The 22,086-nt window shown below is 47.1% G+C and carries 18 protein-coding genes; 11 read left to right on the top strand and 7 right to left on the bottom strand.

Features of this window, described 5'->3' with window-relative positions; all coding sequences use genetic code 11:
* Positions 1–34 precede the first annotated feature (34 nt).
* The 3 genes from GWG06_RS16985 to kbl form a co-directional block, all read right to left on the bottom strand.
* Complete coding sequence (locus GWG06_RS16985) at positions 35–1,057, bottom strand: VWA domain-containing protein (protein ID WP_127043320.1); 1,023 nt, start codon at positions 1,055–1,057, stop codon at positions 35–37.
* Between the two features lie 243 nt (positions 1,058–1,300).
* Positions 1,301–2,104, bottom strand: a complete 804-nt coding sequence (gene blaOXA, locus GWG06_RS16980) for a class D beta-lactamase (RefSeq protein ID WP_127043319.1) — start codon at positions 2,102–2,104, stop codon at positions 1,301–1,303.
* A gap of 136 nt (positions 2,105–2,240) precedes the next feature.
* Positions 2,241–3,428, bottom strand: a complete 1,188-nt coding sequence (gene kbl / locus GWG06_RS16975) for a glycine C-acetyltransferase (RefSeq protein WP_127043318.1) — start codon at positions 3,426–3,428, stop codon at positions 2,241–2,243.
* Between the two features lie 375 nt (positions 3,429–3,803).
* On the opposite strand from kbl, the gene GWG06_RS16970 reads away from it, so the two are divergent.
* The 6 genes from GWG06_RS16970 (at position 3,804) to GWG06_RS16945 (ending at position 10,560) form a co-directional block, all read left to right on the top strand.
* Positions 3,804–4,289 (top strand): RNA polymerase sigma factor, encoded by a 486-nt coding sequence (locus GWG06_RS16970; protein ID WP_127043317.1) that lies wholly within the window; start codon positions 3,804–3,806, stop codon positions 4,287–4,289.
* Between the two features lie 17 nt (positions 4,290–4,306).
* On the top strand, positions 4,307–5,380 hold the full coding sequence (locus tag GWG06_RS16965; protein ID WP_160714595.1) for an anti-sigma factor family protein: 1,074 nt from the start codon (positions 4,307–4,309) through the stop codon (positions 5,378–5,380).
* A gap of 18 nt (positions 5,381–5,398) precedes the next feature.
* On the top strand, positions 5,399–6,343 hold the full coding sequence (locus GWG06_RS16960) for an outer membrane beta-barrel protein (protein ID WP_127043315.1): 945 nt from the start codon (positions 5,399–5,401) through the stop codon (positions 6,341–6,343).
* A 31-nt stretch (positions 6,344–6,374) separates the two neighbouring features.
* The gene (locus GWG06_RS16955) at positions 6,375–6,713 is read left to right on the top strand and encodes a hypothetical protein (protein ID WP_160714593.1); all 339 of its coding nucleotides are present in this window, start codon (positions 6,375–6,377) and stop codon (positions 6,711–6,713) included.
* Between the two features lie 169 nt (positions 6,714–6,882).
* A complete protein-coding gene (locus GWG06_RS16950; RefSeq protein WP_127043313.1) occupies positions 6,883–9,825 on the top strand; it encodes a M16 family metallopeptidase in 2,943 nt (980 codons plus the stop codon).
* A gap of 168 nt (positions 9,826–9,993) precedes the next feature.
* Positions 9,994–10,560 (top strand): L,D-transpeptidase family protein, encoded by a 567-nt coding sequence (locus GWG06_RS16945; RefSeq protein WP_127043312.1) that lies wholly within the window; start codon positions 9,994–9,996, stop codon positions 10,558–10,560.
* Between the two features lie 192 nt (positions 10,561–10,752).
* Here the strand turns inward: GWG06_RS16945 and GWG06_RS16940 are convergent, their stop codons facing one another.
* The 3 genes from GWG06_RS16940 to GWG06_RS16930 form a co-directional block, all read right to left on the bottom strand.
* The gene (locus GWG06_RS16940) at positions 10,753–11,697 is read right to left on the bottom strand and encodes an alpha/beta hydrolase (protein ID WP_160714591.1); all 945 of its coding nucleotides are present in this window, start codon (positions 11,695–11,697) and stop codon (positions 10,753–10,755) included.
* A gap of 85 nt (positions 11,698–11,782) precedes the next feature.
* Positions 11,783–13,696 (bottom strand): acetate--CoA ligase, encoded by a 1,914-nt coding sequence (gene acs, locus GWG06_RS16935; RefSeq protein WP_127043310.1) that lies wholly within the window; start codon positions 13,694–13,696, stop codon positions 11,783–11,785.
* Positions 13,697–14,017: 321 nt separating this feature from the next.
* Positions 14,018–14,284 carry a hypothetical protein gene (locus GWG06_RS16930; protein ID WP_127043309.1) on the bottom strand — a complete coding sequence of 89 codons (267 nt, stop codon included), beginning with the start codon at positions 14,282–14,284 and terminating at the stop codon, positions 14,018–14,020.
* 466 nt (positions 14,285–14,750) lie between these two features.
* On the opposite strand from GWG06_RS16930, the gene GWG06_RS16925 reads away from it, so the two are divergent.
* Positions 14,751–15,365 (top strand): helix-turn-helix domain-containing protein, encoded by a 615-nt coding sequence (locus tag GWG06_RS16925; RefSeq protein WP_127044186.1) that lies wholly within the window; start codon positions 14,751–14,753, stop codon positions 15,363–15,365.
* A gap of 146 nt (positions 15,366–15,511) precedes the next feature.
* Complete coding sequence (locus GWG06_RS16920; protein ID WP_160714589.1) at positions 15,512–16,039, top strand: hypothetical protein; 528 nt, start codon at positions 15,512–15,514, stop codon at positions 16,037–16,039.
* Here the strand turns inward: GWG06_RS16920 and GWG06_RS16915 are convergent.
* The gene (locus tag GWG06_RS16915) at positions 16,036–16,575 is read right to left on the bottom strand and encodes a 5' nucleotidase, NT5C type (RefSeq protein ID WP_127044184.1); all 540 of its coding nucleotides are present in this window, start codon (positions 16,573–16,575) and stop codon (positions 16,036–16,038) included. The two genes, GWG06_RS16920 and GWG06_RS16915, sit on opposite strands and share 4 nt — an antisense overlap.
* Positions 16,576–16,657: 82 nt before the next feature.
* On the opposite strand from GWG06_RS16915, the gene GWG06_RS16910 reads away from it, so the two are divergent.
* From GWG06_RS16910 to carB, 3 genes are all read left to right on the top strand, one after another.
* A complete protein-coding gene (locus GWG06_RS16910; protein WP_127044183.1) occupies positions 16,658–17,404 on the top strand; it encodes a DeoR/GlpR family DNA-binding transcription regulator in 747 nt (248 codons plus the stop codon).
* A gap of 16 nt (positions 17,405–17,420) precedes the next feature.
* On the top strand, positions 17,421–18,575 hold the full coding sequence (locus tag GWG06_RS16905; protein WP_160714587.1) for an MFS transporter: 1,155 nt from the start codon (positions 17,421–17,423) through the stop codon (positions 18,573–18,575).
* 318 nt (positions 18,576–18,893) lie between these two features.
* Entirely contained in the window at positions 18,894–21,710 is a 2,817-nt protein-coding gene (carB, locus tag GWG06_RS16900; RefSeq protein WP_160714585.1) for a carbamoyl-phosphate synthase large subunit, read from the top strand.
* Positions 21,711–22,086: the final 376 nt, after the last annotated feature.

Raw genomic sequence — 22,086 nt, 5'->3', positions numbered from 1 at the left:
TTTATCAGCGTAATTTTCATGATCGTAATATAAGTTATGCCACCGGGGTTTCCGCGGAAACCTTGTTGCGGCGTACTTCCGGAATGAAAAATTCTATCAGCAGCAGTGCCAGGCATACGCCCAGAAAATACTGGAAGTAGCTGTTATAATCTGTGAATACGTTTTCACCGAATTCTTTCTGTTCCATGCTGTCGATTTTATTCACCAGCGTGTTTACTACTTCATCTGTATTGTTATCCAGGTGCTGATACAGCCCTTTACCTGCGGCAGCAATGCCTTTCAGCTCATTTTCATTGAGTTTGGATATAACGGTGTTGCCTTCACGGTCTTTTTTGTAACCGCCGGTTTCCGGATCGGGCAGCGGGGAACCGTTGACAGATCCGATACCAATGGTGTTGGTAACAACGCCGTTATCGAAAGCCAGCCTGGTTTTTTGCAGGGCGCTTTCGTCATGGTCTTCGCCATCGGAGATGACTACCAGTGCTTTGTGTTTGCGTTCTTTTTTATTGAAGGCATCGTCGCTGACCTGGATAGCCTGCCCGATGGCAGTGCCCTGTGTAGGGATCATATCAGGGGAAACAGTGCTGAGGTACATTTTAGCCGCAGAGTAATCGATGGTGAGCGGCATCTGCAGGTAGGCGTTACCGGCAAATACCACCAATCCTACGCGGTCGTTATCCAGTTTATCCATCAGCTTACTGATGAGTTGTTTGGCGCGGGTGAGCCTGTCTGGCTGAATATCCGCTGCCAGCATACTTTTGCTGACATCCAGCGCAATCATTACATCCACGCCTTTGCGGGTAATTTTTTCCATGCGGCTGCCCTTCTGCAGATTTGCGAGTCCGATTACACCAAAAAAGAACGCGAGGAAGATGAGCAGAAATTTAAGTACAAACAGCTTACGGGAGTATCCGGTAAACAGCTTTTCTACCAGTGCGGTATCCCCTATACGCCGTATGGAACGCCGCTTCCACCAGGATATTCCCAGGAAGGCAAGCTGCAGAACCAGCAGCAGGGTCAGGGCCCATAAATATTCACTATGCTGAAAACGTAACATATTTCACTTTAAGATGGCTTACCCCAAAGAAAGGTGGCAAGATCTCAAAAATAATTTTTTTGTCACGTATTACAAGAGGGAGTCTAGGGGTTTAGGTTTTTTTTAACCAAATCGGGGCCTATCAGGATGTATTTATTTAATTATTTGAGATTTGGTCATTTAAAATGCAGCGGAGATTACAGTGGTTTTTACCCGTAAATCTCCGCTGCATTTTAAATGACCAAATCTCAAATAATCAAATAGTTACATTTCGCCTTTGAAGTAGCCGGCCTCTGTGAGGATGTCGTGGAGGATGGCTTTACGGGCGGCGACCATATCAAATTTGGGATCTTCTGATTCTATGTTCAGCACAAAGAAGGAGGGGTGTCTGTTTTCTTCGATCCAGCCTACGATCCAGCCGATATTTTTAGCGCCGGAACGGCCCCATCCTGTTTTGTAGGAGAGTTCGTATTGAGGGGTTTTTTCAACCAGCATTACTTCTCTGACAGATTTCATGTTGGTTTTGGCAAAAGGCAGCTGATCGAAATATAGTTTTTTCACAAATCCCAGTTCTTCGTCCGGAGAGATCTGGAGGGAGTTATCGAGCCAGAAAGTATCGATTTTGCTGATTTTCATATTGCCATATTTCACAGAATCCAGCCACAGCTGCATGTTTTGCTTACCTACCCGGCGTGCTACTTCCTGAAAATAGGGCACATCAGAAACTTTGAAAGCCTGTGCCATGCTCTGGTCCTGGTCCCAGCCCGGCATGTTGCGTACTACACCATCCCAGGGAATTACCATGCCGGTATCGCCGATCACGCCGGTTTGCAGACCAACCAGCGAGTTGAAAATTTTGAAGGTAGATGCAGGCGTAAAGCGTTCTTTCGCCCTTTCCAGATTATAAACCTTGAATTCGCCCTGGGCATTATTGAATAACATAAAGGTGCCTTCCACCTTGAACCGGGTAAAATATTTCTCCCAGGATTTTTCTTCTTTAACGTTATTTGGCGCACAGGCTGTAAACGCAATGCCTATCGCTAATAACATCCAGCCAAATCGTTTCATCTGCATAGATTTAGTAAATAATCAGGTGCAAATGTAAAGAGAAGACGGCCAATTCAGCATAAAAAAGCGAAGATTCAGGCAGGTGCATACTCTCACCCGCTGAATCCCCGCTGATATCCGCAATGTATACTGCGCGTTATTTAATTACTCCCAGCTCTTTACCCACTTTGGTAAAGGCTGCAATGGCCTTGTCAAGATGCGCCTGTTCATGCGCGGCACTCAGCTGCACACGGATACGCGCCTGGCCTTTGGGCACCACCGGGAAAAAGAAGCCGATTACATAGATGCCCTCTTCCAGCAGCTTTTCTGCTACTTTCTGACTCAGCACTGCATCGTAAAGCATTACCGGTACAATCGGGTGATCGCCGGGTTTTATATCGAAACCAGCTTCCGTCATTTTGGTACGGAAGTATTGGGTATTGTATTCCAGTTTATCACGCAGCGCCGTGGTTTCGCTCAACATATCCAGTACGGCGATGGAAGCGCCTACAATGCTGGGAGCTACGGAGTTGGAGAAGAGGTACGGACGGCTGCGCTGGCGCAGGATGTCGATCACCTCTTTCGGTCCGCTGGTGAAACCGCCGGAAGCACCGCCCAGCGCTTTACCCAGCGTACCGGTGATGATATCCACCCGGCCCATTACCCCACGGTATTCATGGGTGCCGCGGCCGGTTTTGCCCAGAAATCCGGAAGAATGACTTTCGTCGGACATCACAATGGCATCATATTTATCGGCCAGGTCACAGATTTTATCGAGCTGAGCAATAGTGCCATCCATGCTGAAAGAGCCGTCCGTAACAATGATACGGCTGCGGCAGCCCTGGGCTTCCTGCAGTTTGGCTTCCAGGTCTGCCATGTTATTGTGCTCGTAGCGGAACCGCTGCGCCTTACACAGGCGCACACCGTCAATGATAGACGCATGATTCAGCGCATCGGAAATGATGGCGTCCTGCTCGTTGAATAATGGCTCAAATACACCGCCGTTCGCATCGAAGGCAGCTACGTATAAAATGGTGTCTTCTGTTCCCAGAAATTTGGAGATCTTTTCTTCCAGCTCCCGGTGAATATCCTGCGTACCACAGATGAAACGAACGCTGCTCATTCCATAACCATGTGTGTCAATGGCATCTTTCGCAGCCTTTACCACAGCCGGGTTGGAAGACAGCCCCAGGTAGTTATTGGCGCAAAAATTTATAACCGTTTTACCGCCTACCTGTATTTCAGCTCCCTGTTCAGACGTAATAATACGCTCTCTCTTATACAGACCGGCTTTGCTGATTTCGTCCAGTTCTTCCCGTAAACGGGTTGTAAACTTCTCATTCATAATAAATGCAATGTTTTATAACGCTTTGTCAAAGTTATGGGCAATAAATGTATTACGATTATGTATCGTGTAAACCAGTAACGACTTTTGATGTAAAAAGTTTGACCCAGCTGTAACATTTATGAACCGCATTCCGTCATAATACTATCATGATTGTAGATGCCATGTAATGGAAAACTGAGAATCAGACCTGTGGATAACGGAATAAACCAATGGCTGGAAGATAAGAGGTTGATCATCAGTTTAAAAGAAACTGTTCCTGCCACGTATATTGATTTGCAGCGCTGACAAGTGGAGTGGGAAGGCTGGATTTAGACCATGATGGGGTATTGAACTAAATGTCGGAACTTAGCACTAAAATCCCGCACCACCGGAATGACGGAAAAGGAGTACAACAAATGTGTGGATCTGTATTCGGACAATGTTTTCCGCTTTATCATAAAAAATCTGGATCATGCGGAAGATGCCAGGGATGTAGTACAGAACGCCTTCGAAATATTGTGGAAGCACTGCCAGGATGTGCCTTTTGAAAAGGCAAAGTCATACCTGTTTACAGTCGCGTACCACAATATGATCGACCATGTGCGTAAGAATAAGCGGATAACGCTGGTGGAACAGTTTAAGGAAGAAGAAAAAATAGCTGAACATAAGGTACATAACGCCCGGGAAGTGATTCAGCAGGCACTGGCCAGACTGAGTGAAGTACAACGGTCGCTGATCATGCTGAAGGATTATGAAGGATATAGCTATGAAGAGATAGGGGAGATAATGGAATTGAACCCGTCCCAGGTAAAAGTTTACCTCCACAGGGCCAGGTTACATCTGAAAAATTATCTTGTGAAGATGGAAAATGTTTTATAATTTTTTATAATAAATAATTGGCTGTAGATATTAACATATCGAATTATGAAGGTTTCCTCCTCAGTTATGTGGACAACGAACTGACGGAAGAGGAACGACATGCGCTGGAAAATTTCCTGCAAAAGCACCCGTCTGCCAGACAGGAGCTGGATGTATTGCAGGGAATCCGCCTGGTGCCTGATGAAACCCTCACCTTCGCTAACAAAGCCATGTTATACCGGAAAGATACGGCAGAAGCGGACTATGAAGCGCTGATGTGCAGTTTCATTGACGGTGAGCTCTCCTCCACGGAAGAGGCTGACCTGAAATCCTGGCTGCTCCGTCATCCTGAGCAGGAACAACAGCTGGCCCGGCTGACAGCTGTGAAGCTGCAACCGGATACCAGTATTGTATTCGATAATAAAGCCGCCCTGTACAAACAGCGTACACGCACGGTACGGATGCATTCTGCCGTATGGTGGGGAGCTACCGCTGCGGCCGTACTGGCAGGAATCATCATCTGGATGATGCCCGCCCAGGTACAGCAGCCACACCCGGCTATCGCATCCGGCAATATCACGCAGGAAACCATGATTACACCGGCAGCGCCTTCCACCACCAGGGAAGAAGCCGCGCCTGCTCCGGCCACCGCCACGGCAGATATTGCACGCAGTAAGCCCGAACGCGCTACAGTAGCAGCTTCTGTAAAAGAAAGCCACGCAGCAACTGCTAAGGCGCCCGCTGCAGATCAGGCTCCTGAACCAGTACTGGCCGCAGCTGCCAAAACAGAAACGCCTGCGCTTTCCCAGCTGCCTCCTCCCCGTAATACTACAGACGAAGTAATAGAAAAACACCTGCAGCAGCATACGACCATTGCCGCTGTAAGACCAATAGATAACAATACCGTTGCCGCCGGCACAGGTAAGGAACCGTTGTTAGCTGCCAATATACCGGCCGGCAACACCGCTCCTGCCTCCGTCAACCCCGCACCAACACCAGAACCAGCTCCCATTAAAGGAGAATTGATTATGTCGGTAAGTGGCAGCGATAGTCGCATCCTTGATAAAGTAACCAACGTAGCTAAATTTTTCTCCCGGAGAAAAAGCAAATAAAAATGATGGTAAAAGCATATGAAGCATAAAGTTTTACTCTGTTTATTGTTAGTGCTGAGTGTAGGATTGGCCCAGGCGCAAAAGTTGGATAGCCCTAAAAATACTGCTGCTGCCACCGCGGATACAATTCAGATCAAAGGGCTGATCATCATAAAAGGGAAGAATGAAAAAGGCCGTACCAGCTATAAATTTTATAATGATACCGCCTATGCCCGCACCAAACTTAAAAAGAACCTGCAGACAAGATGGTTCGTTTTTGACCTGGGGTTCAACAATTTTATAGACAGAAGCGAATACGGCGGCGCCAGCTTCCTGGCGTATTACCCCAATACCACCAGTTTATATAACAGCGGCATGCCCGCCTCCAAATCATACGATTACTCCGCCGTAGGCCTGGCTACCTTTGCCCCCAGAAGCGGCAGCGAACCTTTAACACCTTCGGAGTTTAAACTTATCACCGGAAAATCCATCAATTTTAATATCTGGCTATTTGAACAGCGACTTAATATAACAAAACACAAACTAAACTTGTTATATGCCTTGGGAGTGGAGATGAATAATTTCAGGTATGCCCGGAATATCACCTATCAACCGGGTTATCCGACAACAATCATCAGAGACAGCGTAGAATTTTCAAAAAACAAGCTATTTGCCGAGTACGTTTCTATCCCGGTAATGCTCAATTTTAATTCTAACCCCGCCCGCCCTGGACGCGCGTTCCAGGCGAGTATCGGCGTCTCCGGAGGTTACCTGATCAAATCCAGAACCAAACAGATAAGCGAGGAGAGAGGCAAAGTGAGAAAAACCGACGACTTCAATCTCAACAAGTGGCGCTTCGGACTTACCAGCGAACTTGGCTACGGCCCGGTTAAGCTGTATGGCAATTTTGCCCTTACACCACTGCACGATTACGGGTTACAACAATATCCGTTCTCCATTGGATTGCGGTTTAACGGTTTTTAGACTTTTTCAGATCAGACTAAAAACTGCGTTTATGCGTTCTTTCGTTGCGCTGATGGCATGTATTAGCGGGATTGCATGGATTCACTCATGTGAAAAACGTTTGCTGGGGGTTAAATCTGCCCTTGTCATGGAAAGTAATCAACCGGAACTGCCGGTCGATATTTCAGCCGGAACCCTGCAAAACTCCGCCGGATCAACCATTATTCAGAAAAAGACTGTCGACATTCAGGCAAATTCACCGCTGCTGGCCCGCTACGGAAAAAAAGAAGCCGTCAGCTATTATCCCCCGCTGTCAAAAGAGCCGTACACTTACAACCATTTAATCGTAGTAAAACGGCCCTCATCTTTAATGAATTTCCTTATCCCCTGATAATCAGCTAATAAAAGGAAATCCCTGTCCTTGTTTTTTCCGGTTTACAATCGGTTGAAAATCAGTCTGTCTTACCGCTCATAGAATTATCCTCCCTAAATTCCGGTTTTTTTTATCCTTCCGGTTATATTTGGCAACAATTTCTAAACCAAACATTAAATATTTTTCTATGAAACTGTTCAAACAGGCGGCCTTACTGCTGATGTTGCCCTGTACCGTGCAAACCGCCATGGCCCAGGGAAACCATCAGTGGAAAGAAGCATCATCAGGTGGGTATACCTATAAATATGTAACCGACGACCCGATGAAAGCCCGCTTCTATACACTTAAAAACGGCCTGACCGTTATCCTGAGCGTGAACAAAAAAGACCCGCGCATCCAGACCCTGATAGGTACCCGCGCCGGAAGTAACAACGACCCGAAGGATCATACCGGGCTGGCACACTACCTGGAACACCTGCTGTTTAAAGGCACCCAGCAATACGGCTCCCTGAACTGGGCAAAGGAAAAACCGTATATCGACCAGATAGAAAAACTGTACGACAAATACAACAAAACTACCGGCGCTGACGCCCGTAAAGCAGTGTATCATGAAATCGACAGCATCTCCGGTATCGCAGCAAAATTTGCGATCGCCAATGAATACGACAAAATGATGACCTCCATGGGCGCCCAGGGAACCAATGCCCACACCTGGGTGGAAGAAACCATCTACGAAGAAGATATTCCTTCCAACGCCATCGATAAATACCTGACCGTTCAGGCCGAACGCTTCAAAGACCCGGTATTCCGCCTCTTCCATACTGAGCTGGAAGCCGTGTACGAAGAGAAAAACCGCGGACTGGACAACGACGGCCGCAAAGTGTACGAAACCATGCTCGCTGCATTGTTCCCTACCCACAACTATGGGCAGCAATCTACCATCGGTACGGTTGAACACCTGAAAAACCCTAACCTTAAAGTTATCCGCGACTTTTACAACGCCTACTACGTGCCCAATAACATGGCTGTGGTAATGGCCGGCGACTTTGACCCGGATTACGTTATCAAGGCTATTGACCAGCGCTTTAGCTACATGAAACCCAAACCTGTTAAAGAATATAAACCAGCGGCGGAAGCTCCGATCAGCGCTCCTGTCGTAAAAGAAGTATTCGGTCCGGATGCGGAAAGCCTGGATCTCGCCTTCAGACTGCCCGGCGCCCTGGATACCAGGTCCAACCTGGTACTCAGCGTGTTGTCAGGTATCCTGAGCAATGGTAAAGCCGGTCTTATCGACCTCAATATCAACAAACAGCAGAAAGCCCTCAACGCAGAAGCTCAGGTAATGAACCTGAAAGACTACTCCCTGCTGGCGCTTTCCGGTAAAGCCAAACAAGGCCAGACGCTGGAAGAAGTAAAAGCCCTGCTGCTGGGACAGCTGGAAATTCTGAAGAAGGGAGAATTCGATGAAACACTGGTAAAAGCCATCGTAAACAACGCCAAACTGGGCGAATTACAGGGGCTGGAAAGCAATAACACCCGCGCCACTTCTATCATGGACGCTTTCATTAAGAGCCGCGCTACCAACTGGGCCTTTGATGTAGCCTACATCGATGATATGAGCAAAGTAACCAAGCAACAGATCGTTGATTATGCCAACAGGTATTTCAAGGATAATTACGTATTGGTGTACAAACGTAAAGGCGAAGATAAAAGCATCGAGAAAGTAGAGAAACCCGCTATCACCCCGATTGAAGTAAACCGTGAAGCACAATCCGCTTTCCTGCAGAAAATAGAAACCATGCCTGCCACCCCGGTAAAACCACTGTGGCTCGATTATGAAAAAGATTTTCAGACAGCTCCTTTAGGTAACACCCAGCTCATGTATGTGCAGAATAAAGACAATGGTCTGTTCCGCCTGTATTACAGATTTGACATGGGGACCTACAGCAATAAAAAGCTGAACCTGGCTGCTTCTTACCTGCAGTTCCTCAGCACAGACAAATACACTTCCGAGCAGATCAGCAAGGAATTCTATAACATCGCCTGCAATTTCAGCATTTCCGCTTCCGGTGAAAATACCAGCATCACTATCAGCGGGTTACAGGAAAATTTCGATAAGGCCGTGTCCCTGTTTGAACATATCCTGAGCAACTGCAAACCGGATGAAGCTGCCCTGGCTGCCCTGAAAGGCCGCATCCAGAAAGGCCGTGCCGATGCCAAGCTGAGCAAGAAATCCATCATGAGCGGCGTGGTTAACTATGCCATGTATGGTGCAAAAAATCCGTTCAACAATCAGCTGAGCCAGGCAGAACTGGATGCTGTTTCCGCTAAGGAACTGACAGACCTCCTGCATGAACTGCCTGCCTATAAGCATACTGTCATCTACTTCGGACCAAAAGCCCTTGCAGATGCAGCAGCAGATATTAAAAAACTGCACCCGCTGCCAGCCGCCTTCAAAGAAGCACCGGCAGCTATTGCCTTCCACAAGGCAGCACCAGGCCAGACTCAGGTATTATTTGCTGATTACGACATGGTACAGACCGAAGTAAACTGGATCGGTAACAGCAGCACCTACGACCCTGCTAAAACAGGTATCGTTTCCCTGTTTAACAACTACTTCGGTGGTGGTATGGGCTCTATCGTATTCCAGACTATCCGCGAATCAAAAGCACTGGCATACTCTACCTACGCTTTCTATGCATCTCCTGATAAAAAAGCAGAGCGCTATTCCGCCATCGCTTACGTGGGCAGCCAGGCCGATAAAATGAATGACGCCATCAAAGGCATGAACGAACTCCTGAATGAGATTCCCCGTTCCGATAAAATGCTGGCAACAGCCAAGGAATCCATGAAACAGGAAATCGAAACCGAACGTATCACCAACGATGGCATCATCTTCAGCTACCTCGCTGCACAAAAGCTGGGCCTGAACACCGATATCCGCAAACAGGTATATGAATCCATCGATAAAATGAACTTCAGTGATGTGAAGAAATTTCATGACGACAACCTCGCACATAAACCATATACTTATTGCATTGTTGCCTCTGAAAAGAAGATCAACCTGGATGATCTGAAGAAAATGGGAGAAGTGAAGAAGCTGACGATGGAAGAAATATTTGGCTACTAATACAAGGAATTACGAATTACCAATTACGAATTACGAATGAAAAGCGAAGACCGAAGCGAATATCCGCTTCGGTCTTCGCTTTTCATTCGTAATTCGTAATTCGCAATTCGTAATTGATTTATCACAATAAATTCTCCCTATACACGTTATCTGCATATTATTTGCCCTATGAAAAAGTGCCTGAACTATTGGTACGCAGCCTTGTTACTGCTGCTGCCGCTAACGGGATTTGTCCGGAATAATGATTTATATAATGTGCGGTTATCTGCCGGAAATATTAATCCGGATAAGATTTTTTTGCTGATAGATAAGAGCGATTACCGCATGTACCTTTATGAAGATGTAACCCTGAGAAAAATTTATAAGGTTGTTTTTGGTAACCGTGATCAGGGAGATAAATATTCAGAAGGAGACCGTAAAACACCGGAAGGAACGTTTCATATTCTCAATAAAAGAATGGATAACCGCTGGACCCGCTTTTTGCTGCTGGATTATCCCAATGAAGACTCGTGGCAGAAATTTCACACGCGGCAGGCTACCGGCTCCTTATCGTCTGAGGCCACCATTGGCGGAGGTATTGGTATCCATGGGGTTGAATACGAATCCGGTATCAGAGATAATTATGTGGACGGCCGTATTAACTGGACGCTGGGATGTGTGAGTATGAAAACAGCTGATGTGGTCGAATTATATGAAATCATAAAAACAGGGACGCCTGTAGTAATACGCCGGTAAAACAGGAAAGATTTTTGTAGTAATCAGGGACAGTGATTTCCTATGGCAGCAATGATTGCTACCTTTACTGGTCAGTGTAACAGACGGCATCTAGTGACGCAGTTGAGCAATTAACTGCATCATGACTCCAATATATACATGGCGGGTCAGATCCTGTGAAGAGCGCGCTCCACTCGTATGGTGCGCGCTTTTTTATTGTTTCAGAAAGCGCTTCACCAGCGGCTTCCAGATCTCCGGCTCATTTCTGCAGAAAGACTGATGTCCTGATTTTTTGAATACCTGCAGCTGCTTCCGGGAGGAAGCCAGCGCTGCATATACCCGCTTCGTTTCATCCTGCAGTACGCGTATATCCTGCTGGCCCCAGCAGTGCAGTACTGGCATGGTCAGCTTGCGGGCATAATCCTGCGGATTCAGGCTGAAGCCCCAGAATCCCTGCTCCACGCCGCCCCAGAATGTGAGCAGCTGAGAGAAAGGGGTAGGGGGCAGATGTACCGCACGCATCCTGCTTTTCACTGCATCAGTGAGGGTAGCATAGGGAGCTTCCAGTATAATTTTTTGCGGGGTAAGATGATATTCCGGTACGGCTTTCATGATGGCAGCCGCGCCCATGCTCATTCCCCATAGCACGACAGGCTGTGGCGTTTTTGCTGTCACATAATCCCAGGCCAGTTTTACATCTTCCGATTCGTAGTAGCCGATGCTGCACGTATAGCCGTCACTGTTACCATGCCCACGGAAATCCTGCAGGTAAACGTTATATCCCAGCTGCCGGAACCACATTGCTTCGGCAAGATGGGCGCCTTTGTTGCCGAGGTAGCCGTGCAGTACGATGACCGTGCCGGTGGCGTTGGGGGTGGGTATCCACCAGCCTTCCAGGTGCAGCCCTGTTTTGGTTTTTAACCGGACTGTTTCATAGGGTACATCCGGATGTGCGGTCGTAACGGATTTGGATATACGAATACCGAACAGCATCATCTGCGCTTTTTCTCCCACACTCATTTCCTCCGGTCTTTTATTCCGGTGTGAGGTGTCGTTGAAGAAGTGGGTGAACTTCCATGCGTGGAACGCCACTACCACATTGAGCAGTAGTGCTAAAGACAGGCAGCTGTACAGCAGGCGTTTCCAGAATTTTTTCATAGGGTGAAGTTAAGGATTACCGCAAAACAAAGATGCAGACGGAGATAGGCCGTCTGCATCCTTAAATATGAAAGAGCTGATCTGGTTATAGTTTTCCTTTCTTGATTTCATCTACCACGCCAGGATCCAGCAGGGTAGAGGTATCGCCCAGGTTGTCAAGATCGTTCTCCGCAATTTTCCGCAGGATACGGCGCATGATTTTGCCGGATCTTGTTTTAGGCAGGCCGCTTACAATCTGGATTTTGTCTGGTTTAGCGATAGGCCCTATGATACGTGCCACTGTCTGGGCAATATCTTTTTTAGAGAGTTCCGGATCGTGGGACAGGCGTTCCATGATAACGTAAGCGTAGATACCCTGGCCTTTAATTTCATGCGGGTAGCCTACCACGGCGCTTTCAATAACGCCTGCATGCATGTTGATGGCATTTTCCACTTCGGCGGTGCCAATACGGTGACCGCTTACGTTGAGTACATCATCCACACGGCCGGTAATGCGGTAGTAGCCGTCTTCGTCTCTCATACAGCCATCTCCGGTGAAGTAGAGATTTTCGTAGGTAGAGAAATATGTTTTGCGGAAGCGCTCATGATCGCCGTAGGTGGTGCGTAGCATACCTGGCCATGGGTATTTGATACAGAGGTTACCGTTAACACCGTTGCCAGTTACCTCCTTCCCGTTTTCATCCACGAGTATGGGTTGTACGCCGGGAAGCGGCAGGGTGGCGAATCCTGGCTTTTCAGGAGTAACGCCGGCAATAGGCGTAATCATGATACCGCCTGTTTCTGTCTGCCACCAGGTGTCTACTATCGGGCATTTGCCTTTACCGATATTATCTTTAAACCAGTGCCATGCTTCTTCGTTGATGGGTTCACCTACGCTGCCCAGTTTTTTCAGGGAGCTGAGGTCTTTATGATTAACGGGACCGAGGCCGTAACCCATCAGGCTGCGGATAGCAGTAGGTGCGGTATACAGGGTGTTGACACGGAATTTATCAGTGATTTCCCACAGTCTGCCTGCATCCGGGTAGGTAGGTACGCCTTCAAACATGAGGGTGGTGGCGCCTGCGCTGAGCGGGCCGTACACGATGTAGCTGTGACCGGTGATCCATCCTACGTCTGCGGTACAGAAGTATACTTCTCCCGGCTGATACTGGAAGGTGTTCACGAAGGTATAGTTGGCGTAAACCATGTATCCGCCGCAGGTGTGTACCACGCCTTTAGGTTTGCCGGTAGAGCCGGAAGTGTAGAGGATGAAGAGCATGTCTTCCGCATCCATTTCCTCCGCAGGGCAGGGCGGGTTGCCCATGGTTTCCACCTGTTTGATTTCATCTTCCCACCAGAGGTCGCGGCCTTTGAGCATGCTGACAGGCGTGCGGGTGCGGGTGCAGACGATTACTTTCTTAACAGAGGGGCAGGACATGAGCGCATCGTCGATAACGGATTTGAGCGGAATGTCTTTGCTGCCGCGGTAAGCGCCGTCGCAGGTAATAACCAGGCTGGCCTGTGCATCCTGGATTCTGTCGGCAATAGACTGGGCGCTGAAACCACCGAAAACCACCGAATGGATAGCGCCGATACGGGCGCAGGCCAGTACTGCGATGGCCAGTTCAGGGATCATACCCATATATATACAAACGCGGTCGCCTTTCTTAACGCCATTATTTTTCAGCACATTAGCGAACTGGCATACTTTATTGTAAAGGTCGCGGTAAGTAATAATACGATGATGTTCTTCAGGGTCATTGGGTTCCCAGATGATGGCAGGGGTATTGCCAAGCGTTCCCAGGTGGCGGTCCAGGCAGTTCTCCGTGATGTTGAGTTTGCCGCCGGTAAACCATTTGATTTCCGGATCTTTGAAATTCCAGTCCAGCACCTTATCCCATTTACGGCGCCACATAAAATGGTCTGCAACGTTTGCCCAGAAGCCTTCCGGGTCTATTACACTCTGCTGATAAGCCTGTTGATACTCTTCTAAAGTCTTAATCTGGTATGGGTACGACATAGCACCATCAATTGTTTATTGGTTATTATAAGCATTTCCTTACGGGGACTAAATTTAAGAAAAACCCGATGGTTTGCTAGAAAAAATCTAAAAATTTAGCAAAAAACAATTTGTTTGTCGAACAGGAAGGGTATTTATATGAAGAATTTTGCCGGCAGAAAAATAGCTTTCTGCACAGGGCCGCCTGTCAGTATAGAGCGGCGGAGGGCAGAAAGCTATTATATAAAGGCCATATTCCGGGGCAGGAAGGGATTTCAGGCAGAATTGATTGTCAGTCAACATACTTTTCGCAAACAATGGATACGTATAGCCGTGAGCGTTCTATCTCCGGTATTTCTCCATATTGTCCCGGAAGCTGTCGTACACTTCATCCATAATTTCAATGATCTTCTGTTTTTCCGCATTACTGAGGGCTGGTATCATTTCTCCCTTCCTGTGCGGATTGGGCTTGTCTTTGGTGCGTAGTTTCCGGTAAAAGGTAGGCAGGCTCCAGTTACAATCCACACATACCTTTTCCCGGAAAATGGCCGGAATCGCTGAAATCTGTTCGTGTATGTCCAGCAACACGTTGATGGTTTCTTTACTCATAGAGGATGATTTTATTTTTTTGATATTGATAGGTTAACAATTACATGTTGGTTATCATCTTTATGGTGTAATTAAAAATGTTTATAAAGATGCAAGTATAATCATAAAATTATACATTTTATCAAAAAAAGATAATCCTCTGTAATGCCGATGAATAAAGGGTTTCAGGGAAATGGTATTATCCGGCTGTCAGTTGTAATGCTTCGTTTTGTATCTCCTTTTTTACTGCTGTTATAATGCAGATTTCAATATGGTAACGGGTTTGTTAAAATGAAAATCTACGATAGCATATCAGTTACGTGTAACCGTTGTCGTTATAACCTGTTAATTCGTATTTTCTTATTGTTATTTTTTGCCTGTATTTTGATATTTTTATTTACGAAATGAAATATTAATTGTTATATTATACCATAATCCAACGGGAGGTACCCGTGCTTACGAGACTATAAACAAAAATGTATAAACGATGCAATCGAGTCTGATACATATGGGGCAGCGCTTAAAGCAGATTCTGAAGCAGAAGAAGATCAAGATTATCGACTTCGCCAAAATGGCTGGCTTCACGAATCAGATTGCGCACTACCATTTGCGCAACAGCGATATGAAGCGCATTAACCTGGAGCGGTTTTGCCTGCTGATAGGGATAACCCCGGAAGAATTTATCAGGTGGAACGGGGCTGTACAAATGATTAACGGCAAAAACATACATCATGGCAACCGGCTGCAGAACCTCATAGCGGAAAAGGGGCTGAATAAAAGTAAACTGGCAGAGCGCCTGAATATGAGCCGGCGCACGATGTACAATGTTTTTGAAAAGGAAACCTTTTCTCCGGACGAGCTGGACCGGGTGGCAAAAGGGCTGGACATGACTGCCGAAGCATTTCTGAACCCCGGCAGTATACAGGAAGCGCGGCAGACAGACAGTGAGGAAATGATGTTGCTGCGGGAGAAATATTATAAACTGCTGGAAGAACATAACCAGCTGTTGAAGAGTTATACTGCCGTGAAAGATGATGTGATAAAAGTAAAGAAGGAATTAGCTACCCTGCGTAAACAGACAAAACCCAAAACTGTGAAATAATTCTTATTATAATAATATTTGTTTATACAGTTTGAAAACCCGGACTTCCAAAATGCGCTGTATATAAGGCGTTCTGACATGAATTATTTTGAGTGTAATTAAATATCATTACATTTGTGTGCAAGCACCCCCAATGCTTTTTACACATGACAATACCATATTACATTCACGAAGGCGCCAGGTTGAGGCGTATACTCCGTCAGAAAAACATCATTATACTGCAGTATGCAAAACAGACCGGCCTTACTCCACCGGGGTTATACCGCTATTTCAATCAGCCGGTTATCAAAGCCCGCAAGCTGGACACCCTGCTGGCTGCCATACCGCTTACCAAAAATGATTTTTACCATTGGGATTCCCTGGAGAACCTGCCGCTGCACCAGGGTGAACTGTTACTGCTGTATTTTGCACAGCAGAAGCTATCGCTCAGAGGCGTGGCGGCATCATTGGAAATTACAGTACCGGAACTGTACGACTGGCTGGATACTGACCGGTTCTCCCCGGAGCAGCTTACCCAGCTTTATCAGCGCCTGGGGCTTCCTGCCACTTACTTTACAGATCCGGTACATGCACAAAAAGGTGTAAACTGGCTGGAAGCCTATCTGGATAAATGTATGGAGATGCAGCATTATATCCGCAAAATCAAAACGCTGGAGAAAAGAGGCAAGGCCTAGCCTTTTACCAGCTGCTCCTGCAACAGGGCAGCAGCTACTTCTTCCCAGCTATTCACCCGCTGGTAGTCATTGATATGCAGGTTATGCGGTGCACTGAATATTAATTTTCTGCCGTCAAAGTAACGCAGGTTCTTGTCGTGATCATCTATCATAATATCTGCGTCCACAATGGTTTTGGAACCACAGAACACAACCCGCTGCCAGCTGATAAACGGGAAATGCTCATTCAGCCATTCCAGCTTTTCTTTCAGCGACAAAGGAAATTCCATCGCAGCCGATACAATAAACACCTCATATTTATCATACAGCGCTTTTACTACCTCCTGGCTGCCCGGCATCACCGGCAATGTTCTGAAAAAACCTGGTGAGGTAATGTACCTGCGGCAGGCCTCCTTGTCGTCAAACCCTTCTCCCTCTGCTGCACCCGCCAGTGTAGCCGGATCTACCCGGATGCCGTATTCCTCTTCGTAATACTTCAGGTAATGGCTGGTCGTATCTGCCATTACACCGTCCATGTCTATTGCTATTCTTGCCATATTTTGCTGTTTATTGCAAAGATATGCTGTTTCTTGCATAATATTGCAAATGTTTTCATAATATTGCAGAAAATGGCAAAACATGCTGAAAGAAGAACGCCTGGATTATATATTGAAGAAGCTGCAGACAGATCACAAGGTGCTGCAGACGGAGCTGAGCACCGACCTGCAGGTATCTGAAGACACTGTGCGCCGCGACCTAGAAGTGCTGGCGCAGAGCGGGCAGCTGATTAAAGTCAGGGGAGGCGCCATCCCGCATTCGCCCAATCCGTATTCCTTTAAGGAACGTATAGTTTTTCATGAACACGATAAGAAACAGATAGCAGCCAAAGCCTTATCCTTCCTGCATGATGGTCAGACCATCATCATGGATGGCGGTACCTCCACCTTATCACTGGTGAAGTTATTCCCGCCGCATCTGCACATTACAGTAATCACCAACAGTGTGCCCATCCTGGCGCAGCTGGTGGAGCATCCCGCTATTGAGCTGGTGTTCACGGGTGGCCGCATCGGCAAGGATTCCCGGACGGCCGGTGGTATGGATACCATCCGTATGCTGGAGAAACTGCATGCCGACATATGTTTTCTCGGCATCTGCAGCCTGCATCCGTATGCAGGCGTAACGGGGCTTGACCTCGGCGAAGCAGATGTGAAAACTGCCATGGTAGCTGCATCCAACAAAACAATTGCACTCGCTACCAGCGATAAGATGGATACGGCGGAACCTTACCGGGTATGCGATATTACTGCCATCGATACTATTATTACAGACAAGCCGGAGCTGGATACTTTCAAACCATACATCAACCTGGGTATACAGGTGATATAACTTTATCTGACTGCTGATGTTACAGGACTTAACGATGGTGATGATCAATAAAAGAAGTACACGCATTGCCGTGAGTGCATTGTTTTTTCTGACAGGACTGTGTTTTGCCAGCTGGGCATCGCGTATTCCCGATATACAACAGGCGCTGCAGCTCAACGATGCCGGGCTGGGAAGCGTGCTGCTGGCCCTTCCCGTAGGATCTATCATTTCCCTCCCGATTGCGGGCGTGCTGGTGTCCAAATTTGGCAGCCGGCAGGTACTTATTATTGCGGCAGTAGCCTATGCGGCATTACTGCCGGTAATCGGACTGGCAAGGGCGCCCTGGGAGCTGATTATGTTCCTGGTATTTTTCGGATTCTGTGGTAACCTGGCCAATATAGCCGTCAACACACAGGCGGTGGCGGTGGAAGCCCTCTATGGCAGATCTATCATGGCATCATTCCACGGACTGTGGAGTGTGGCCGGTTTTACCGGGGCGGCTATCGGTACTGCCATGAGCGGATGGCATATTGCGCCGGTGTATCATTTTCTGCTGATTACCGCTATGTCATGGGGCATCATCCTGTTTACCATGCGCCGCATGGTAGCGCAGGATACCAATATTCAGCCCAACCAGCCGCTGTTTGCCAGGCCGGACCTCTTCCTGCTCACGCTCGGCATTATTGCTATGTGCTCTATGATCTGTGAGGGCACCATGTTTGACTGGAGCGGTGTTTATTTCAGAAGGGTGGTGCATGTGCGCGACGGCATATCCGGTGCAGGTTACGCCGCTTTTATGAGTACCATGGCAGCCGGCCGTTTCGTGGCAGACCGTATCACCACAAGGTTGGGTATTAAAAAGATGCTCCTGATCAGCGGCGTACTAACGGCCACCGGCTTGCTGATAGCAGTAGCATTCCCGTATTTCATCAGTGCTATGATTGGCTTCATGCTGGTAGGAGCAGGCGTTTCCGCTGTAGTACCCCTGGTATACAGTGCTGCAGGCCGTTCCACAGTAATGTCTCCCGGAATGGCGCTGGCAACCGTTTCCACCATCGGCTACCTCGGCTTTTTATTTGGCCCCCCGCTCATAGGATTTGTTGCGCAAGCTACCAGCCTCGCCGTTTCCTTCTCCCTCATTGCCGTAATGGGCGCGGCGATAGCAGTAATGTCGACAAGAATCAGAATATAAAATCAATTACGAATTACGAATTGCGAATTACGAATGAGGAGCGAAGATATAAGCGAACAATACTATTTGGCATCCGCTTATATCTTCACTCCTCATTCGTAATTCGCAATTCGTAATTCGTAATTTCCCCCATCATGCATGCTGAAAACATCACATACAAAAATTCTTGTCTTTAATAGGTGGTGCAAAAATCTTTCAGAAAAAAAGAAAAATTTATTTCCATTTAAAATTTCAAATGACGTAACTTTGCACGATTTTTTTGGTCCCTCGCACGGCATTAAAATCAATTTGGTTTTTCATTTTCAATAGATTACACAAATGCCAAAAGACTCATCTATCAAATCTGTTCTCATTATCGGTTCTGGTCCCATTATTATTGGTCAGGCTTGCGAATTTGATTATTCCGGTTCCCAGGCAGCACGTTCGTTGCGGGAAGAAGGAATTAAAGTGATTTTGATTAATTCCAACCCGGCTACCATCATGACGGATCCTATGATGGCCGATAAGGTTTATTTGCTGCCACTGACTGTGGAAAGCATTGAGCAGATTCTGGAAGAAAACCAGATAGATGCCGTATTGCCTACCATGGGCGGACAAACAGCGCTCAACCTCTGTAAGGAAGTTGATGAGCTGGGGATATGGGAGAAACACAATGTGCGCCTCATCGGGGTGGATATCAAAGCGATCGACAAGGCGGAAGACCGTGAACAGTTCCGTCAGTGGATGATTCAGCTGGGTATTCCTGTTGCGCCTGCCAGAACAGCCAACTCCTTCCTGGAAGGTAAAGAGTTTGCACAGGAGATCGGATTCCCGCTGGTTATCCGTCCTTCCTTTACACTCGGTGGTACAGGCGGTGGTTTCGTGCATAGCAGGGAAGACCTGGACGAAGCACTGGATCGTGGTCTGAAAGCATCCCCCATTCACGAAGTACTGGTAGAAAAAGCAGTACTCGGATGGAAAGAGTATGAACTGGAACTGTTGCGTGATAAGAATGACAACGTAGTAATCATCTGTACTGTAGAGAACCTGGACCCAATGGGGATTCACACCGGCGACTCTATCACCGTGGCGCCTGCCATGACCCTGAGCGATACTGCATTCCAGGACATGCGTAACAAAGCCATGATGATGATGCGCGACCTCGGCAACTTCGCCGGCGGTTGTAACGTACAGTTCTCTCTCAACCCGGAGAATGAAGAACTGATTGCGATTGAAATCAACCCGCGTGTAAGCCGTTCTTCTGCACTGGCTTCCAAAGCAACCGGTTATCCGATTGCCAAGATCGCCGCGAAACTGGCTATCGGCTACACCCTGGATGAACTGGAAAACCAGATTACCAGAACTACTTCTGCCTTCTTTGAACCTGCGCTGGATTACGTAATCGTAAAAATGCCGCGCTGGAATTTCGATAAATTCAAAGGCGCTGATGATACATTAGGACTGCAGATGAAATCTGTGGGTGAAGTAATGGCTATCGGCCGTACTTTCCCGGAGGCGCTGCAGAAAGCCTGTCAGAGCCTTGAAAATGATGCACTGGGCCTGGGTTACTATGGTAAGTCGCTCATGAAGAGCGAACAGCTCATCGAAAAACTGAAACGTCCTACCTGGGATCGTATCTTCCGTATTAAAGATGCGCTGATGGCTGGTGCTTCCGTTAAACACATTCATCAGCTGACGCATATTGACCGCTGGTTCCTGCACCAGATCCAGGATATTGTGAACCTGGAAAAACAACTGCTGGAACATGATCTGGAAAGCGTTCCTGTGGAAATGCTGAAAGATGCCAAACAGATGGGCTTCTCCGATAAACAACTGTCGGTATTATTCGGCAACTGTGAAGAAGAAGAAGTGTATGAAAAGCGTAAAGCCAGCAACATTGTTCGTACCTACAAAATGGTAGATACCTGCAGTGCAGAGTTTGAAGCGAAAACACCTTACTTCTATTCTACTTTCGATACAGAAAATGAAAGCAAGGTTACTGATAAAAAGAAAATTATAGTACTCGGTTCCGGTCCTAACAGAATTGGCCAGGGTATTGAATTTGACTACTGCTGTACGCATGGCCTCCAGGCCATTCAGGATTGCGGTTACGAGGCGATCATGGTAAACTGTAACCCTGAAACCGTATCCACCGATTTCGATATGGCTGATAAGCTGTACTTCGAGCCGGTATTCTGGGAACATCTGTGGGAAATCATCGAGCTGGAAAAGCCGGAAGGCGTGATTGTACAGCTGGGTGGACAAACAGCATTGAAACTGGCTAAACGCCTGGAAGAAAAAGGCATCAAAATTATCGGTACTTCTTTCGATAACATGGATATTGCGGAAGACCGCGGCCGTTTCTCCGATATGCTGAAAGACCTGGGTATCCCTTATCCGAAATATGGTACTGCCTACAATACTGATGATGCCATTGAAGTGGCGAAAGAAGTAGGATACCCTGTACTGGTGCGTCCTTCCTACGTATTGGGCGGTCAGCGTATGCGTATCGTTATCAACGAAGAGGAACTGGAAGAATCAGTACTGAGCCTGCTGCGTCACCTGCCAGGCAATAAAATCCTGATCGATCACTTCCTGGATCGCTGCCAGGAAGCTGAAATAGACGGTATCTTCGATGGTACTGATTTCCATGTAATGGGCGTGATGGAACATATTGAACCTGCAGGTATCCACAGCGGCGACAGCCACGCGTTACTGCCGGCCTTCAACCTCACACCGATTGAAGTAACCACCATGGAATACTATGCGGAGAAGATTGCACGTGCCCTGAATATCCGCGGTCTGATTAACATTCAGTTCGCGATAAAGGACGGTAAAGTTTTCGTAATCGAGGCTAACCCGCGCGCATCCCGCACTACGCCTTTCATCGCAAAAGCTTACCAGGTGCCATATCTGAACATCGCTACCAAAGTGATGATCGGCGCCAACAAGCTGAGCGACTTTACCATTGAAAAGAAACTCACCGGCTTCGCCATCAAGGAACCGGTATTCTCCTTCAATAAATTCCCGGGCGTAAACAAAGAGCTCGGACCTGAAATGAAATCTACCGGTGAAGCCATCCGCTTTATCAAAGATCTCCGTGATCCGTATTTCAGACAGCTCTATAAAGAAAAGAGCATGTACCTGAGTAAGTAATTACGAATTACGAATTGCGAATTACGAATGTAAACGCGGAGATTGAATCGAAGTATAAACGAAGAAGCCGTCTGGAATTATCCGGACGGCTTCTTCGTTTTATACTTTTGTCTCTTTTCTTGTTTTATATCTGCTTTTATGATCGCCTCAATCTTCGCTTAACATTCGCCATTCATCATTCGTAATTCGCAATTACTCACCCCTATCATGATAAGCACCATGCACTAAAAAAAACAGAGCCTGATAAAGATCAGGCTCCTTCTTTTCCCTCAAAATAACCATTAAAGACACGACTATTGAATCTTGATACGACACAAATAGCGTGACCGGTAATGCATTTTACAAATAATATTATATTTAAAGAAGATGTTAACTA

It is taken from the genome of Chitinophaga solisilvae (assembly GCF_009928525.1).
GTDB classification, from domain to species: Bacteria; Bacteroidota; Bacteroidia; order Chitinophagales; family Chitinophagaceae; genus Chitinophaga; species Chitinophaga solisilvae.
Note: the sequence above shows the minus strand (reverse complement) of the source record. Positions and strands in the feature narration are given on the sequence as shown.

Bases quoted from the DNA above. Each gene is read 5' to 3' on its own strand.
- GWG06_RS16930 (WP_127043309.1), bottom strand. From the start codon at position 14,284: ATGAGTAAAGAAACCATCAACGTGTTGCTGGACATACACGAACAGATT.
- GWG06_RS16925 (WP_127044186.1), top strand. From the start codon at position 14,751: ATGCAATCGAGTCTGATACATATGGGGCAGCGCTTAAAGCAGATTCTG.
- acs (WP_127043310.1), bottom strand. From the start codon at position 13,696: ATGTCGTACCCATACCAGATTAAGACTTTAGAAGAGTATCAACAGGCT.
- GWG06_RS16985 (WP_127043320.1), bottom strand. From the start codon at position 1,057: ATGTTACGTTTTCAGCATAGTGAATATTTATGGGCCCTGACCCTGCTG.
- blaOXA (WP_127043319.1), bottom strand. From the start codon at position 2,104: ATGAAACGATTTGGCTGGATGTTATTAGCGATAGGCATTGCGTTTACA.
- GWG06_RS16945 (WP_127043312.1), top strand. From the start codon at position 9,994: ATGAAAAAGTGCCTGAACTATTGGTACGCAGCCTTGTTACTGCTGCTG.
- GWG06_RS16940 (WP_160714591.1), bottom strand. From the start codon at position 11,697: ATGAAAAAATTCTGGAAACGCCTGCTGTACAGCTGCCTGTCTTTAGCA.
- GWG06_RS16960 (WP_127043315.1), top strand. From the start codon at position 5,399: ATGAAGCATAAAGTTTTACTCTGTTTATTGTTAGTGCTGAGTGTAGGA.
- GWG06_RS16970 (WP_127043317.1), top strand. From the start codon at position 3,804: ATGACGGAAAAGGAGTACAACAAATGTGTGGATCTGTATTCGGACAAT.
- GWG06_RS16950 (WP_127043313.1), top strand. From the start codon at position 6,883: ATGAAACTGTTCAAACAGGCGGCCTTACTGCTGATGTTGCCCTGTACC.
- GWG06_RS16920 (WP_160714589.1), top strand. From the start codon at position 15,512: ATGACAATACCATATTACATTCACGAAGGCGCCAGGTTGAGGCGTATA.
- GWG06_RS16905 (WP_160714587.1), top strand. From the start codon at position 17,421: ATGTTACAGGACTTAACGATGGTGATGATCAATAAAAGAAGTACACGC.
- GWG06_RS16955 (WP_160714593.1), top strand. From the start codon at position 6,375: ATGCGTTCTTTCGTTGCGCTGATGGCATGTATTAGCGGGATTGCATGG.
- GWG06_RS16915 (WP_127044184.1), bottom strand. From the start codon at position 16,575: ATGGCAAGAATAGCAATAGACATGGACGGTGTAATGGCAGATACGACC.
- kbl (WP_127043318.1), bottom strand. From the start codon at position 3,428: ATGAATGAGAAGTTTACAACCCGTTTACGGGAAGAACTGGACGAAATC.
- GWG06_RS16910 (WP_127044183.1), top strand. From the start codon at position 16,658: ATGCTGAAAGAAGAACGCCTGGATTATATATTGAAGAAGCTGCAGACA.
- carB (WP_160714585.1), top strand. From the start codon at position 18,894: ATGCCAAAAGACTCATCTATCAAATCTGTTCTCATTATCGGTTCTGGT.